Annotated in this window: 17 protein-coding genes; 2 read left to right on the top strand and 15 right to left on the bottom strand. The window is 40.4% G+C overall.

What is annotated here, in order from left to right:
* Positions 1-110: 110 nt before the first annotated feature.
* Positions 111-1,256 carry an IS200/IS605 family element RNA-guided endonuclease TnpB gene (gene tnpB / locus KTHG_RS01335; RefSeq protein WP_020189118.1) on the top strand — a complete coding sequence of 382 codons (1,146 nt, stop codon included), beginning with the start codon at positions 111-113 and terminating at the stop codon, positions 1,254-1,256.
* 125 nt (positions 1,257-1,381) lie between these two features.
* On the opposite strand, the gene KTHG_RS01330 is transcribed toward tnpB, so the two are convergent.
* Complete coding sequence (locus tag KTHG_RS01330; RefSeq protein WP_020189117.1) at positions 1,382-1,795, bottom strand: single-stranded DNA-binding protein; 414 nt, start codon at positions 1,793-1,795, stop codon at positions 1,382-1,384.
* Between the two features lie 185 nt (positions 1,796-1,980).
* On the opposite strand from KTHG_RS01330, the gene KTHG_RS01325 reads away from it, so the two are divergent.
* On the top strand, positions 1,981-2,409 hold the full coding sequence (locus KTHG_RS01325) for a YwpF family protein (protein WP_020189116.1): 429 nt from the start codon (positions 1,981-1,983) through the stop codon (positions 2,407-2,409).
* Positions 2,410-2,442: 33 nt separating this feature from the next.
* Here the strand turns inward: KTHG_RS01325 and fabZ are convergent, their stop codons facing one another.
* From fabZ to atpE, 14 genes are all read right to left on the bottom strand, one after another.
* Entirely contained in the window at positions 2,443-2,877 is a 435-nt protein-coding gene (fabZ, locus tag KTHG_RS01320; RefSeq protein WP_020189115.1) for a 3-hydroxyacyl-ACP dehydratase FabZ, read from the bottom strand.
* 53 nt (positions 2,878-2,930) lie between these two features.
* Positions 2,931-3,227 carry a DNA-directed RNA polymerase subunit beta gene (locus KTHG_RS01315; protein ID WP_020189114.1) on the bottom strand — a complete coding sequence of 99 codons (297 nt, stop codon included), beginning with the start codon at positions 3,225-3,227 and terminating at the stop codon, positions 2,931-2,933.
* A gap of 21 nt (positions 3,228-3,248) precedes the next feature.
* Positions 3,249-4,094 carry a flagellar hook-basal body protein gene (locus KTHG_RS01310; RefSeq protein WP_020189113.1) on the bottom strand — a complete coding sequence of 282 codons (846 nt, stop codon included), beginning with the start codon at positions 4,092-4,094 and terminating at the stop codon, positions 3,249-3,251.
* Positions 4,095-4,107: 13 nt separating this feature from the next.
* Positions 4,108-4,944, bottom strand: coding sequence for a flagellar hook-basal body protein (locus KTHG_RS01305; protein ID WP_020189112.1), 837 nt, complete (start codon positions 4,942-4,944; stop codon positions 4,108-4,110).
* 16 nt (positions 4,945-4,960) lie between these two features.
* Entirely contained in the window at positions 4,961-5,974 is a 1,014-nt protein-coding gene (gene mreB, locus KTHG_RS01300; protein ID WP_020189111.1) for a rod shape-determining protein MreB, read from the bottom strand.
* A 311-nt stretch (positions 5,975-6,285) separates the two neighbouring features.
* Positions 6,286-7,593, bottom strand: coding sequence for a UDP-N-acetylglucosamine 1-carboxyvinyltransferase (murA, locus tag KTHG_RS01295; RefSeq protein ID WP_020189110.1), 1,308 nt, complete (start codon positions 7,591-7,593; stop codon positions 6,286-6,288).
* 315 nt (positions 7,594-7,908) lie between these two features.
* Positions 7,909-8,154 carry a DUF1146 family protein gene (locus tag KTHG_RS01290; protein ID WP_020189109.1) on the bottom strand — a complete coding sequence of 82 codons (246 nt, stop codon included), beginning with the start codon at positions 8,152-8,154 and terminating at the stop codon, positions 7,909-7,911.
* Between the two features lie 517 nt (positions 8,155-8,671).
* The gene (locus KTHG_RS01285; RefSeq protein ID WP_020189108.1) at positions 8,672-9,079 is read right to left on the bottom strand and encodes a F0F1 ATP synthase subunit epsilon; all 408 of its coding nucleotides are present in this window, start codon (positions 9,077-9,079) and stop codon (positions 8,672-8,674) included.
* 25 nt (positions 9,080-9,104) lie between these two features.
* Positions 9,105-10,529, bottom strand: a complete 1,425-nt coding sequence (gene atpD, locus KTHG_RS01280) for a F0F1 ATP synthase subunit beta (RefSeq protein ID WP_020189107.1) — start codon at positions 10,527-10,529, stop codon at positions 9,105-9,107.
* Between the two features lie 51 nt (positions 10,530-10,580).
* Entirely contained in the window at positions 10,581-11,435 is an 855-nt protein-coding gene (gene atpG, locus KTHG_RS01275; protein WP_020189106.1) for an ATP synthase F1 subunit gamma, read from the bottom strand.
* Between the two features lie 44 nt (positions 11,436-11,479).
* On the bottom strand, positions 11,480-13,000 hold the full coding sequence (gene atpA, locus KTHG_RS01270) for a F0F1 ATP synthase subunit alpha (protein ID WP_020189105.1): 1,521 nt from the start codon (positions 12,998-13,000) through the stop codon (positions 11,480-11,482).
* 29 nt (positions 13,001-13,029) lie between these two features.
* Positions 13,030-13,566: a F0F1 ATP synthase subunit delta gene (locus KTHG_RS01265; protein ID WP_020189104.1), complete on the bottom strand. Its 537-nt coding sequence runs from the start codon at positions 13,564-13,566 to the stop codon at positions 13,030-13,032.
* Entirely contained in the window at positions 13,563-14,087 is a 525-nt protein-coding gene (gene atpF, locus KTHG_RS01260) for a F0F1 ATP synthase subunit B (RefSeq protein WP_020189103.1), read from the bottom strand. Before atpF ends, KTHG_RS01265 begins: the two co-directional genes overlap by 4 nt.
* Positions 14,088-14,299: 212 nt before the next feature.
* Positions 14,300-14,521: a F0F1 ATP synthase subunit C gene (gene atpE, locus KTHG_RS01255; protein ID WP_020189102.1), complete on the bottom strand. Its 222-nt coding sequence runs from the start codon at positions 14,519-14,521 to the stop codon at positions 14,300-14,302.
* Positions 14,522-14,568: the final 47 nt, after the last annotated feature.

Here is a 14,568-nt window from a genome sequence, read left to right as displayed (position 1 = left end):
ACCCTCCTCAACGCGTGGAGCGAGTAGGTGGGTGATGAATGCGGTGCTTAAAAGTAGAAACAGAACGTTTGTTTGTGTTAAACTAGAAGGCAAACAAGGAGGTGTTCGCCATGATCTACAAAGCATACCCATTTCGTCTCTATCCGAACAAAGACCAACAAGCGTTGATTCATCAAACGCACGGTCATTGTCGTTTTGTCTATAACCATTTTCTTTCATTATGGAATACAACATACAAAGAAGAAGGAAAAGGCTTAAATCGCTCCAGTATGTCTAAACTGCTGACAAAACTGAAAAAACAGGACGACACAGCCTGGTTGCGCAACGTAGATAGTGTGGCCCTACAAACCTCCTGTGAACAGCTTGTGGATGCATTTGGGCGTTTTTTCAAGAAACAAAACAACTATCCGCGTTTCAAAAGTAAGAAAAACGCCGTGCAAAGCTATACGACTAAAAATACGAATCATAATATCGCGATTGTCGGCAACAAAATCAAGTTACCCAAACTAGGACTCGTGAAATTCAAACAAACACGCGCGCTCGAAGGACGGATTATGCGCGCAACGATTCATTATCACGCGAGTGGTCGTTTCTCGGTGTCCATTACGTGCCAGGTCCCCGAATTTCACCCCCTGCCAAAAACACATCAAGCAATTGGCATTGATTTAGGCATTACCGATTTCGCGATTCTTTCGGATGGGCGTAAAGTGGATAACCAACGCTTTACGGCTAAGATGGAACAAAAGTTAAAACGTGAGCAACGAAAACTTTCACGCCGTTACGAACAAGCGAAAAAAGACAACCAGGTTTTACGAGACTGCATGAACTACCAAAAACAACGCCGTAAAGTGGCGCGTTTGCGTGAAAAAGTGGCGTTTCAGCGAGAGGACTTCTTACACAAGTTGACGACGGCATTCATTCGTCAGTACGATGTCATTTGTATCGAAGATTTGAACACCAAAGGCATGCTGAAAAATCATAAACTAGCAAAAGCGATTAGTGACGTATCCTGGTCTTCGTTTGTGCAAAAACTGATGTACAAAGCGAAGTGGTATGGCCGAACAATCGTGAAAACCAATCGCTTCTTCCCATCAAGCCAACTATGCCATGTATGTGGGCATCATGATGGCAAGAAAGCCTTAGAAATTCGCGAATGGACTTGTTCATCATGCCACACGACACTCGACCGCGACATCAATGCAAGTCGCAACATTTTAGCAGAAGGATTACGCCTTTTTGAAGCAACCCAACCGTAGGGACTACGGGGCTAGCCTACTAATAGAAGTGAAGCCGCTGTTTCGAGCAAAGAGGAACAAGCATACACTGTTCGTAGGAATCCCCCACTTCAAGCGAGATCGTGAAAACGCTAAGTGGGGGTAGTTCAAACGGGTAAATTTTCTGGTGTCGTAAAATGCGATAGCAGCTCAGCATCAGGTAGCATCGGTGAATTCCCATCTGTGATTTTCTTCTTCGATGATAAAAAGCGTACATCTGAAACGACAATTTCCGTCGTATAGACGCGTTCATTTTGTTTATTCGTGTATGAGTTACTTTGCAGGCGGCCTATCACACTAACGAGGGAGCCCTTGCCACAATATTTCTGCATATTTTCAGCATCCTTGCCCCATACATTACATGATAAAAAGTCAGCCTCAATCACCCCCTGTTTATTTTTAAAATTACGAGATACAGCGATTGAAAAGCGTGCGACTGCCTGCTGTTTATCACCAACATAGCGTACATCTAAATCCTTTGTAATTCGTCCAACACAAGCAACTTGATTCAGTTGAATCACCTCCATGCGCTTACTATACGATAGAGGCCTTTAAAGCTCGAATCGTCATAAATGAAAAATCACATCATTTTGCAGATGATTTCAAAGCGATGCGCACTTTTCTCTCTTTGCACCGGCTGTTTTCTCAAATATCGCATATGGTATACTTTTAATACGACTCTTTATAACGAAAGGCGATGAATCATGTGAAAACGTTTAAATTGATGTCCTTTGAAGTGTTTCAAAACGATAGCTTTAAAAAATACCCGCTTGAAGATGGTATTATTATTAACCAAGAAAGTAGCCACCAATCATGGGTGCTCGAAATCTTCGTAGATGCAAGCTATGAGGATGATTTCAAAGCGTACATTGGTACGGATACGATTTTAGAGGCACGCGCTGTTATTTCGTATCCAGACAACGAGCCCGCTGCATTCCGCGTGCTCGTACAGCAACTCGAACATACGAGTGATGGCCGTTTATCGATTTTATTTAAAGGCACATTGAAAACGCAAAATCGTCAGCAATACGCCGAGCTATTATTGGCGCACTTAATTAGTACCGGGCTCACTGGCGAGGAATTACTGACACAATTCCAACATGATATGAAACGTCGCCCGCGCATAAAAGCATAAAAAAAGAAGGCTTCCAAAAGGAGGCCTTCTTTTTTATTCTGCTTTCGGTCCAATTGCAAATAAAATATCACATTCACAAACAAGCTCACCATCAACTGTCGCAGTAGCATGTCCTTTACCCATTTGACGACGTAGTCTTGTGAATTCAACTTCCATTTTTAATTGATCGCCAGGAGTTACTTGGCGTTTAAAACGCGCATTATCAATTCCTGTTAAAAAGGCTAAATGCCCTTTGAATTCATCTTTAGAAAGTAGCGCAACGCCACCAACTTGTGCAAGTGCCTCAACGATTAATACACCTGGCATTACTGGATATCCAGGGAAATGCCCTTGGAAAAATGGTTCATTAACCGAGACATTTTTTAAACCAACAGCGCGTACCCCTTCTTCCATTTCCGTAATACGATCAACGAGTAAAAACGGATAGCGGTGCGGTAAAATTGCTTGAATTTCTGATGCATTTAACATAAAAATTAGTACCTCCCAGTAAATTATTACCTGATACTAATAGTATACCATAATTAATCCATTTTACCATTCATGATGTCAAAGATGTGCGTCCATGTTCCAGGGTTTAATACTTGTAATGGATTACCATCACCAATCACACCATAGCCAATCATTGAGCCTACTAGCGCCACGACTAAAAATAATACAACAACGATTAAAATTCGTGTAATCCATGAAGCAAATCCAATCGATACGATAGGTTGCTCTGTTAGCACATCTTGTGGTAGCTCCTCTTGTACGCGTTTTTCTTTCTTCACTTTACGATCCTGACGCTTTTGCATACGCGTTTGTTTTGTTTCCTCTGTCATTCAAATAACTCCTTCATTCTGTTATCGAATGCTATTCACGAGTCCCATCATTTGGTCCGCCATCGAAACGGTACGAGCATTAAATTGATATGAGCGCTGTGTTTGAATCAAGTCACTCATTTCCTTCGATGTATCAACATTTGACGATTCAATCACACCATTTTCAAGCGCAATTTGATTTCGATTATTACCAACTAATTGTTCCATCGCTCCATCAACGTCTAGGTCGACAGCATTTTCAGGAAGTGTAAAATACGTGCCTGATAAATGCGATAAGATTTCTGGACGGTTCACTTTTGTGACACTAAATGCAATACGCTCTGTTGAGCCATCTGTATACGCCACTTGCATGACACCGTTATTGTCCATGCGAATGTCCTTTAAATCACCTTTAAATTGAATCGGCTCGCCATCTGCATCGAGCACATAGTTACCACTTTCATCGACTAAATTTGACGTGCCATCGTCATTTGCAGACAATTGGAAGTCCCCTTGTCTTGTCCAAACAATTTGTGCTGGCTCGCCATCTAGCTGGTGATTATTCATTTGCACATTGAAGAAAAGATTTTCATCGGTAAAGGCAAAATCCAAGTAGCGATCTGTCGTTTTTAAGCTCCCTTGCTTCGTTACAAGCTGTGTTTGCGCAATTTGCGCGCCAACGCCCATACGAATGCCTAAAGCTGTCTGACGAGGTGCTTCGTCTGCCTTGTCATTGTTAAATTGTTGATATAATAGCTCACCAAATGTAGCATTCTTAGACTTATATCCTGACGTATCTGTATTCGCCAAGTTATTCCCAATAATATCAATTTTCGATTGTAATTGCGACATTGTATTCGCTGCTGACAGCATCGTACGATTAACCATTTATTTCTGCCCCCTATACTTTCCCAATCTCATTAACCGCCTTATCCATACTGCGGTCATAAGCTTGTAGCATTTTTTGATTCGCTTCAAATGAGCGATAAGCGGACATCATTTCGGTCATTGTCGAGCCTGCATCAACATTTGATTGCTCAATATAGCCTTGTCGCATAGAAAACGCAATATCATTATCATCATACGCTGATGTTAATTCATTGCCATCCTCTGTATAGTATAACCCATTATCTTGTTTTATTAACCTATCTGGGTCTTCTACATATGCGACGTCAATTTGCGCAATAAGTTCATTATTTTCGAGTACGCGACCATCCTCTGTGATTGTATAATCATCTGATGTCACTCGAATCGGCTCTCCTGTTGTTGATAACACATAGTTACCGCCCGATGTTACGAGCGAGCCTTGGCTATCAACAGTAAAGTTCCCATTTCTAGTATACGCTTCCTGGCCATCTGTTTGTAGACGGAAATATAGCCCACCTGTGCGGCTTTCATCTCCTCGAACTGGTAAATATTCATCAACTAATGCGACATCTGATTTTAAATCCGTTTGTACTAGTTGCCCCTGTGTATAATCCGGAATCGTCTCCTGCATATAAACGCCCGTTCCGAGTGTACCGATTTGCTGGACGGACATTGGATTAAAGCCATTTTGCAAATTGGCCTTTCCATTTTTCTCAATTGCTGACAGCAGCATATTCGGAAATGCGCGCACCGTCGATTGATCCGCCTTATAGCCTGGCGTTGATGCATTTGCAATATTATTTGAGAGCATTTCTGTACGGCGCTGCTGTGCAATCATCCCTGTTGTAGCTGTGTAAAACCCTTTAAACATCGTTTATACCTCCTCATTAAGCCTCAATCATTTTTTTCGTTTTTGAAATACGGTCCATATTTTCTAATAAAATACCGGTGCCATCCGCTACACAGCTCATGGCATTGTCCGCCACAAATACCGGTACGAATAATTCGTCAGTTAATAGTTGGTCTAAGCCATGAAGTAATGCACCACCACCTGTGAGCATAATGCCGCGGTCAATAATATCCGCTGATAGCTCTGGTGGTGTTTTTTCGAGTACATTTTTTGCGCCTTGTACGATATAACGAATCGAATCGCGCAGTGCATCAAAAATTTCATCTGAAGAAATTTGCACCGTTCGCGGTAAGCCATTCATCATATCACGTCCACGAATGTCTGTCACTTCGCTGCGAAGACCTTTCACAGCGGTCCCAACCTCTATTTTAATACGCTCTGCCGTATGTTCACCAATTAATAATTTATACTGTTTTTTAACGTACTCTGCAATATCAGCATCAAACGTATTGCCAGCAGTTTTTAAGGACTGTGATGTCACAACACCACCTAATGATAACACCGCAATATCCGATGTACCGCCACCAATATCGATGACCATATTGCCGTATGGCTGAAAAATATCCATCCCAGCACCAACCGCAGCTACCTTAGGCTCCTCTTCTAAGAAAACCGTAGCACCACCTGCATGTTTTGCCGCATCACGAATCGCTTTTTGCTCAACTTGCGTCACATTTGTTGGGCAACAAATTAAAATACGCGGCTTTTTTGACCAGCGTCCACCTAAATTCAGTGAGCGAATAAAATGCGTCAGCATCGCCTCTGTCGTATCAAAATCTGCAATAACCCCGTCTTGTAGAGGGCGAATTGCTATAATATTACCTGGCGTACGGCCAACCATTCGTCTCGCTTCTTCACCAACAGCTAATACTTTCTTTGTTTTTTGGTCTAGCGCTACTACTGAAGGCTCATTTAATACAACACCTTGTCCTTTAACATACACTAATACGTTCGCCGTTCCTAAATCGATACCGATATCATTTGAAAACATCCCCATGTTTCCCCTTTCATGTCGTAAATAATCTATATTTCGTCAAAACATTCATCGGATTCCATACGTAACTCACACTAGTGTATCATAGGTATTAAAGACGAATATAGAGTATATTTAGTGAAATTTATAAGGCTTTCATACGCAAAACGTTAGTTATCACAACGAAATTAGTCCTAATATATCAATATTAAATAATAGTTATCTACTCTATGTAAGGCTTAAGATATAAAAAAAGAGAGATTGGCAATCGCCAACCTCTCTAGACACTTCTTAGCTTTAGTTAAAATTTAAAATAAATAATAGCGTGATTAAGCTTTTTGAAGTTCTTTTTCATCTGTAGTTTCTGTTTCAGTGTCGATACGTTCAATATCTGCACCTAAAGCTTTTAATTTACCGTGGAAGTTTACATAGCCACGATCTAAATGTTTTAGTTCAGAAACGCGTGTTACGCCTTCTGCTACAAGACCTGCAAGAATAAGTGCTGCTGCTGCACGTAAGTCAGTTGCTGCAACTTCTGCGCCTTGTAATTTTGTAGGACCTTCGATTACTACTGAGCGACCATCAATTTTCGCATTTGCGTTCATACGACGGAATTCTTCCACGTGCATGAAACGATTTTCAAATACAGTTTCAGTCACCATGCTGCTACCTTTAGCAACTAGCATTAGAGACATCATTTGTGATTGCATATCAGTTGGGAAACCAGGGTGTGGAATTGTTTTTACATCTGTTGCTTTTAAAGGATGTGTTGCACGAACGCGAACGCCACCATCTTCAAGTTCTGTAATTTCAACGCCCATTTCGCGCATTTTCGCTACTAGAGCTGTCATGTGCTCAACTTCTGCATTTTCAACGATCACATCGCCACCAGTAATTGCTGCGGCTACCATGAAAGTACCTGCTTCAATACGGTCTGGAATGATACTATGTGTTGTACCGTGTAATGTTTCTACACCTTCGATACGGATTTTGTCTGTACCTGCACCAACAACTTTACCACCCATTTCGTTGATAAAGTTTGCAAGGTCAACGATTTCTGGTTCGCGTGCTGCGTTTTCGATAACTGTTGTACCATCTGCAAGTGCTGCGGCTGTCATTAAGTTTTCAGTTGCGCCAACTGATGGGAAGTCCATATAAATTTTAGCACCTTTAAGACGACCATCTGTTGTCGCTTCTACATAACCGTGACCCATTGTAATTTTAGCACCCATTAATTCGAAACCTTTTAAGTGGATGTCGATTGGACGAGAACCGATTGCACAGCCACCTGGCATTGCTACACGAGCAAAACCGTTACGAGCTAATAGTGGACCCATTACTAAGATTGAAGCACGCATTTTACGTACAAACTCAAATTGTGCCTCCGAGTTAATTTCGTTAGATGCATCGATATTTACGATGTTTGTTTCTGGATCGTATGATAGTTCTGCATTTAAGCTTTTTAACACTTCATCAATTGTATATACGTCTGATAAGTTTGGTACATTTTTAATTACATTTTTTCCTTCTGATGCCAGTAATGTTGCAGCAAGTACTGGTAATACAGCGTTTTTAGCGCCCTCTACTCGTACTGTACCTTTTAAAACATTGCCGCCTTTTACAACGATTTTTTCCACTTTTTGTCCCTCCGAATGTATTTATATCAAAAAAATTTTCATCATCTATTCATTATTCATTATTAATGTCTGTTGTCAATTATTAGTAGCAAAACACATATAATGATACATGGTTTTCTAGGGATTGACAAGCATCCAAAACACTAATTTCAATTAGCCTTTATAAATTTTAACATAAATCTATTACCGATGCCTACTTCCATCATATTATTCCCCAGGAAATAGTAAATTATTCATGTCATATAAAATTAAACAACTTAGGTTATAAGAAAAAAATTTTCAATCAGGTTTCTATTATATCAAAATATAAACGGTCTACGAAAATAAATAACTAAGCTGCTTGGCCCATCCTGTAAATTCCAAGAAAACCCTAGATGCCGCTCCTCCGATGGCAATGCTTAATAGAATTAAAATGAGTCGCGTTTGAAAGACATGATTTTTTTTGAAAAACTGGCTGTACATTAAACTTTGTAATCCATAAAATGTAATTGCCATGAAAAAGATATGTGACAATAAACTGAACAGTGCGTTCTGCCCAATTAATGTAGAGACCTCACCCATACTACTTAACCTCCAATTCATCATGATTACCTAGTTTAAAAAATAGAAACTCGACTAATTGCTGCTTAAGACATAGTCGAGTTTTTTTGAGTTTCTTCTATAATATATTCTAATGGATTTGATGTATTTTTTCGACAGAAAGCTTCGGAAAGAAAATTGACTTTATCCGCTAATTCGTAACAATGTTTTCCCTCTCTATTACGATGTATTCATTCCTTCATATACATATTCTTTGAAATGGATTTTCTTGTGGTTAGTTGCTTCTATATAAAGGAAGTTTTTTATAGTACGTTAAAAGGAACTGACTGAGTGCTAATGCTTTTATAAATGAGGTTCTGCTAAAACCGCCGCATCCTTTACAACTTCAATGAAATGCTGAGGCTCTAGTTTTTTTTCAAGGAAGCTCTGACAGAACGCCACGTCCTGTGGCTTGTCAGAGCTTTTCGCATCCGTGCGAATAAAAAAACGAGTAGATCCCGGCCGGAAATCTACTCGTTTTATATAGTAAGCACAGAGCTTAAATGTTACCCTCTTTAACGTTGATACGATTTATCGCGCGGTTAAGAGCTAACTCAGCGCGCTTAACATCGATGCCGTCTTTTTTCGCTTGCAGGCGTTGTTCCGCACGTTTAAGTGCTTCTTTCGCACGAGCAAGGTCAATATTTTCGGCAACTTCAGCAGATGGTGTAAGAATAGTAACTTGTTCAGGACGGATTTCTACAAAACCGCCAGTAACAGCTACTAATTCCGTTTTATTGTCCGCAGTTTTCACGCGTACAATACCAACAGCAAGTGGTGCTACTGTAGGAATGTGACCTGGTAAGATCCCCATTTCCCCAGATGTAGCACGAACACTTACCATTGCAGCTGCTGAATCGTATACAGGACCGTCAGGAGTGACAATGTTGACTACAGTGGTCTTCATATTTTCTTCCTCCTAGTCCCTTTGATTAAAGTGTTACGCCTAAGCCTTTAGCTTTTTCGATAACGTCGTCGATGCCACCAACTAAGTGGAAAGCTTCTTCAGGGAATTTATCGTATTTACCTTCAAGAATTTCTTTGAAACCTTGAATAGTATCTTTCACTGCAACAAGAGAACCTTTTTGACCAGTGAATTGTTCTGCTACGTGGAAGTTTTGAGATAAGAAGAATTGGATACGACGTGCGCGGCCAACTAATACTTTATCGTCATCAGATAATTCATCCATACCTAAGATAGCGATGATATCTTGTAATTCATTGTAGCGTTGTAATGTTGATTGAACTTTACGAGCTACGTCGTAGTGTTCTTGACCAACGATTTCAGGTGCTAATGCACGAGAAGTTGAAGCTAATGGGTCAACTGCAGGGTAGATACCCATTTCAGATAATTTACGTTCAAGGTTAGTTGTTGAGTCTAAGTGAGCGAATGTTGTAGCTGGAGCCGGGTCAGTGTAGTCATCGGCTGGTACATATACCGCTTGAATAGAAGTAACAGAACCTTTGTTAGTAGAAGTGATACGTTCTTGTAATTTACCCATTTCAGTTGCAAGAGTTGGTTGGTAACCTACAGCAGAAGGCATACGACCTAATAATGCTGAAACCTCTGAACCTGCTTGAGTGAAACGGAAGATGTTATCTATGAATAGAAGTACGTCTTGACCCATTTCATCACGGAAGTATTCTGCCATTGTAAGACCAGAAAGTGCTACACGCATACGAGCACCTGGTGGCTCATTCATTTGACCGAATACCATCGCAGTTTTAGTGATAACGCCTGCGTCAGTCATTTCGTAGTAAAGGTCATTACCTTCACGAGTACGTTCACCAACACCAGCGAATACTGAGATACCGCCGTGACCTTTGGCGATGTTGTTGATTAATTCTTGGATTAAAACGGTTTTACCTACACCGGCACCACCGAATAGACCGACTTTACCACCTTTGATGTAAGGAGCTAATAAATCGACTACTTTAATACCTGTTTCAAGAATTTCTACTGAAGTAGATAATTCATCGAATTTTGGAGCTTCGCGGTGAATTGGATCGCGACGAACTGAAGCTGGTACTGGTTCTTTACCTGCTTCTAAATCGATTGGATCGCCTAGTACGTTAAATACGCGGCCTAGAGTTTCTTCACCTACTGGTACTGAGATTGCAGCACCTGTGTCAGTTACGACTGCACCACGACGTAAGCCATCAGTTGATGCCATTGCGATCGTGCGGACAGCGTTGTCACCTAAATGAAGAGCTACTTCTAATGTAAGAATAGTAGGTTCTTCGTTAGGTTTGTTAATTTCTACAGTTAGCGCGTTATAAATTTCTGGTAGTGTACCTTCGCCGAATTGTACATCGACTACGGCACCCATAATTTGAAGAACGTGTCCTGTGTTCATTATGCGTTTCCCTCCTATCAAAATCTACAGGGATCAGTGCATAGTGAGAGCCTATTCTAAGGCAGCTGCACCTGCAACGATTTCTGTAATTTCTTGTGTAATCGCCGCTTGACGCGCGCGGTTATACAATACTGTTAAGTCATTAATTAATTCTTTAGCGTTGTCTGTTGCGTTTTTCATTGCTGTCATACGTGCAGCATGTTCACTAGCTTTCGCATCTAATAATGCACCGTATACTAGGCTTTCCGCATATTGTGGAAGTAATACTTCAAGGATTTCTTCACCTGATGGCTCGAATTCGTAAGAAGCATTTGTAGTAGCTGGTGCGATATCAGTGATTGGTAGTAATTTGCGTTCAGTGAACACTTGTGAAACGGCATTTTCGAAATGCGCATAACACATTACTACTTCATCAATTTGACCATCTGTGAACATACCAACAGCAGTACGAGCAATACGTTTAATGTCAGAGAAAGCAGGTTGGTCTGGTAAACCGATTTCAGAATCGACTACGTTATAACCTTGTTTCGTGAAGAAGTCTGATGCCATACGACCTACTGCGAAGATGACTGCTTGATCTTTCGATTGTTTGCGGTCTTCCATTGCAGTAATTGCTGTACGAATTGAATTCGTATTATAAGCACCAGCAAGTCCACGGTCAGAAGCGATGACGATATACGCCGTCTTCTTAACAGGACGTTCTACTAACATTGGGTGAGAGGCAGCTGTACCGTTAGCGATTGCAGCTACCACGTCTTGAATTTTATTCATATATGGAACGTATTTTTTCGCGTTACGCTCTGCACGTGCCATCTTAGAAGATGATACTAAATGCATTGCTTGCGTAATCTTTGAAGTAGACTTCGTAGAGTTAATACGTTGTTTGACCTCACGTAATGTTGCCATTGATATTTCACCACCTTATTATTTTAAGTTAGTCACAAGAAAGATTATTCAGCTGAACGAGCGAAAGTTTTTTTGAATGCTTCAATAGTAGCTTTCATATCTTCATCTGCTGGAAGAGCTTTAGTATCTTTGATTTGACCTAAAATGTTTTTGTGGCCTGCATCGTTAGCATCTAACCATAAGTTGAATTCGTTTTCGAAACGTACGATATCTTGTACCGGAACGTCATCTAAGAATCCTTTAGTTAATGCGTAGATGATTGCAACTTGTTTTTGAACTGGGATTGGTTTGTTTAAGTCTTGTTTTAAAACTTCAACAGTACGTTTACCACGTTCTAAGCTACGAGTAGTCGCTTCATCTAAATCTGAACCGAATTGTGCGAATGACTCAAGTTCGCGGAAACGAGCTAAGTCAAGACGTAATGTACCGGCAACTTTTTTCATTGCTTTGATTTGCGCAGAACCACCAACACGAGATACAGAAAGACCTGGGTTGATCGCTGGGCGTACACCAGAGTTGAATAAGTTAGATTGTAAGAAGATTTGACCATCTGTGATAGAGATTACGTTTGTTGGGATGTAAGCACCGATATCACCAGCTTGTGTTTCAACGAATGGAAGAGCTGTGATTGAACCACCGCCGTAGTTTTCGTTAAGACGAGCTGCACGTTCTAATAAACGAGAGTGTAGGTAGAATACATCACCAGGGTAAGCTTCACGACCTGGAGGACGACGTAATAATAATGACAGTTCACGGTAAGCTGCTGCTTGCTTAGAAAGATCATCATATACGATTAATACGTCTTTACCTTGTAGCATTAATTCTTCCGCCATTGATACACCAGCATAAGGAGCTAAGTATAACATTGGAGATGGAGAAGATGCTGCTGCAGTAAGAACGATTGTGTAGTCTAATGCACCGTGTGCACGTAAAGTTTCTACTAAGTTACGAACTGTAGATTCTTTTTGACCGATAGCAACATAGATACAAATAACATCTTGGTCAGCTTGGTTGATGATTGCATCAACTGCTACAGATGTTTTACCTACTTGACGGTCACCGATGATTAATTCACGTTGACCACGGCCAATTGGAACTAATGCATCGATTGCTTTGATACCTGTTTGTAATGGTTGGTCTACTGACTTACGAGCCATTACACCGAAAGCTGGGCTTTCGATAGGACGAGTTTTTGTTGTGTTGATTGGACCTAATCCATCAACTGGTAAACCTAATGTGTTTACAACACGACCAATTAGTTCTTCACCAACTGGAACTTCCATAATACGGCCTGTACGTTTTACTTCGTCGCCTTCTTTGATACCATCACTTGGACCTAGAATAACGATACCTACGTTATTTTCTTCTAAGTTTTGTGCCATACCAAGAACGCCTGTAGAGAACTCTAAAAGTTCGCCTGACATAACGTTATCAAGACCGTGAACACGAGCGATACCGTCACCAACAGTGATGATTGTACCTACTTCGCTTACTTGCATTTCAGATTGGTAATTTTCCATCTGCTGTTTAATAAGTACACTGATTTCTTCAGCTTTGATGCCCACGTTTGTCACCTCTCAAAATTGTTTTCGGATTATCCGATTAATGTACGTTTTAAGCTTTCTAATTTAGTAGCAATAGTGCTGTCATAAATTAAATTACCTACTTGTACTTTGATACCACCAAGTAATGATGGATCGATTACATTTGTAATATGAAGCGTATCTTTGCCAACTTTTTTAGCAAAAGTAGCTGAAATACGATTAAGTTCATCTTCAGTTAGGGTAGTTGTTGAATAAACAACAGCTTCCGCAGCACCAGATGCATTGTAAGCAAGTGTCATGTACTCGCTAATGATTGCTGGTAACTCGTGGATACGACCCTTATCAAGGATTACTTTAAGTGCATTAAGCACGATTTGCTCTGCGCCAGCGAAAACTGTATCAAACAGTTGACGTTTTTGCGTAGCTGGGATTTGAGGAGAATCTAATAAAACCATAAGGCCATTATCTTCGCCTAAAACCTTTTTGATTTCTGCGACGTTAGCTGTAACAGCTTCAACAGAATTCGTAGAGTTCGCTAATTGAAAAAGTGCTTCGGCATAGCGTTTAGCTGCTGGTGATTGACTCATCGAGCTTCCCCTGCCTTCGCAATCGTTTCTTCGATAAGAGCACGATTATCTTGTTCAGATACTTCTTTAGAAAGAACTTTAGAAGCAGCAAGTACTGAAAGTGATACCACTTCTTCACGTACTGCAGCGATAGCTTTTTCACGTTCTGCTTCGATATCACGTTTAGCAGATTCTTGTAAACGCACAGCTTCATTTTTAGCTGCAGAAACAATCTCTTGTTTTTGCATTTCAGCTTGTTTCTTAGCGTTTTCAACAATCGCTTGTGCTTCGTTTTGAGATTTGTTTAAAAGGCTACGTTGTTCTTCTAAAAGTTGTTGAGATTCTTGACGATTCTTTGCAGCTTCGTCTAAATCATTTGCGACTTGTTCTTCACGTTTTTGCATGATACCCATTAAAGGACCCCATGCAACTTTCTTAAGGATTGCCATTAAGATAATGAACATGATAAGGGTAAATGCGATATCACCCCAGTTCACACCTTGGTGTCCGGCAGCTCCTAGTACTAGATGATCTAGAAACACGATTGTTTCACTCCCTTCAAGAGCTTATAAAATTCATTGTTACACACACAAATCTTACATGTTATAAAAAGTAAAACACACTTGTTCTACTAATAGTTAAATCAAATGAGCTACGCCTAAACTATCGCTAGAAACCTTGTAACTCAGAAGGTTATTGGAAAAACATAAAGGAATGGCGAAGGAATACTTCGCCATCTTTATCGTAATTGAAATTATTTGTTCATTACGATGAATGCGATTACTACCGCGATGATTGGTAATGCTTCTACTAAAGCGACACCGATGAACATTGTTGTTTGTAAAAGACCTTTTAATTCTGGTTGACGAGCGATACCTTCTACTGTACGACCTACGATAAGACCGTTACCAATACCTGCACCAAGTGCACCTAAACCAACTGCTAATGCTGCTGCGATTAAACCTAAACCTGCCATTGTAATGTTTTCCTCCTTGGAAATAATAAAATTTTTTTTGGTTGTCA

Source organism: Kurthia sp. Dielmo (assembly GCF_000307285.2).
GTDB classification, from domain to species: Bacteria; Bacillota; Bacilli; order Bacillales_A; family Planococcaceae; genus Kurthia; species Kurthia populi.
This window is presented reverse-complemented; position numbering and strand designations above follow the sequence as displayed.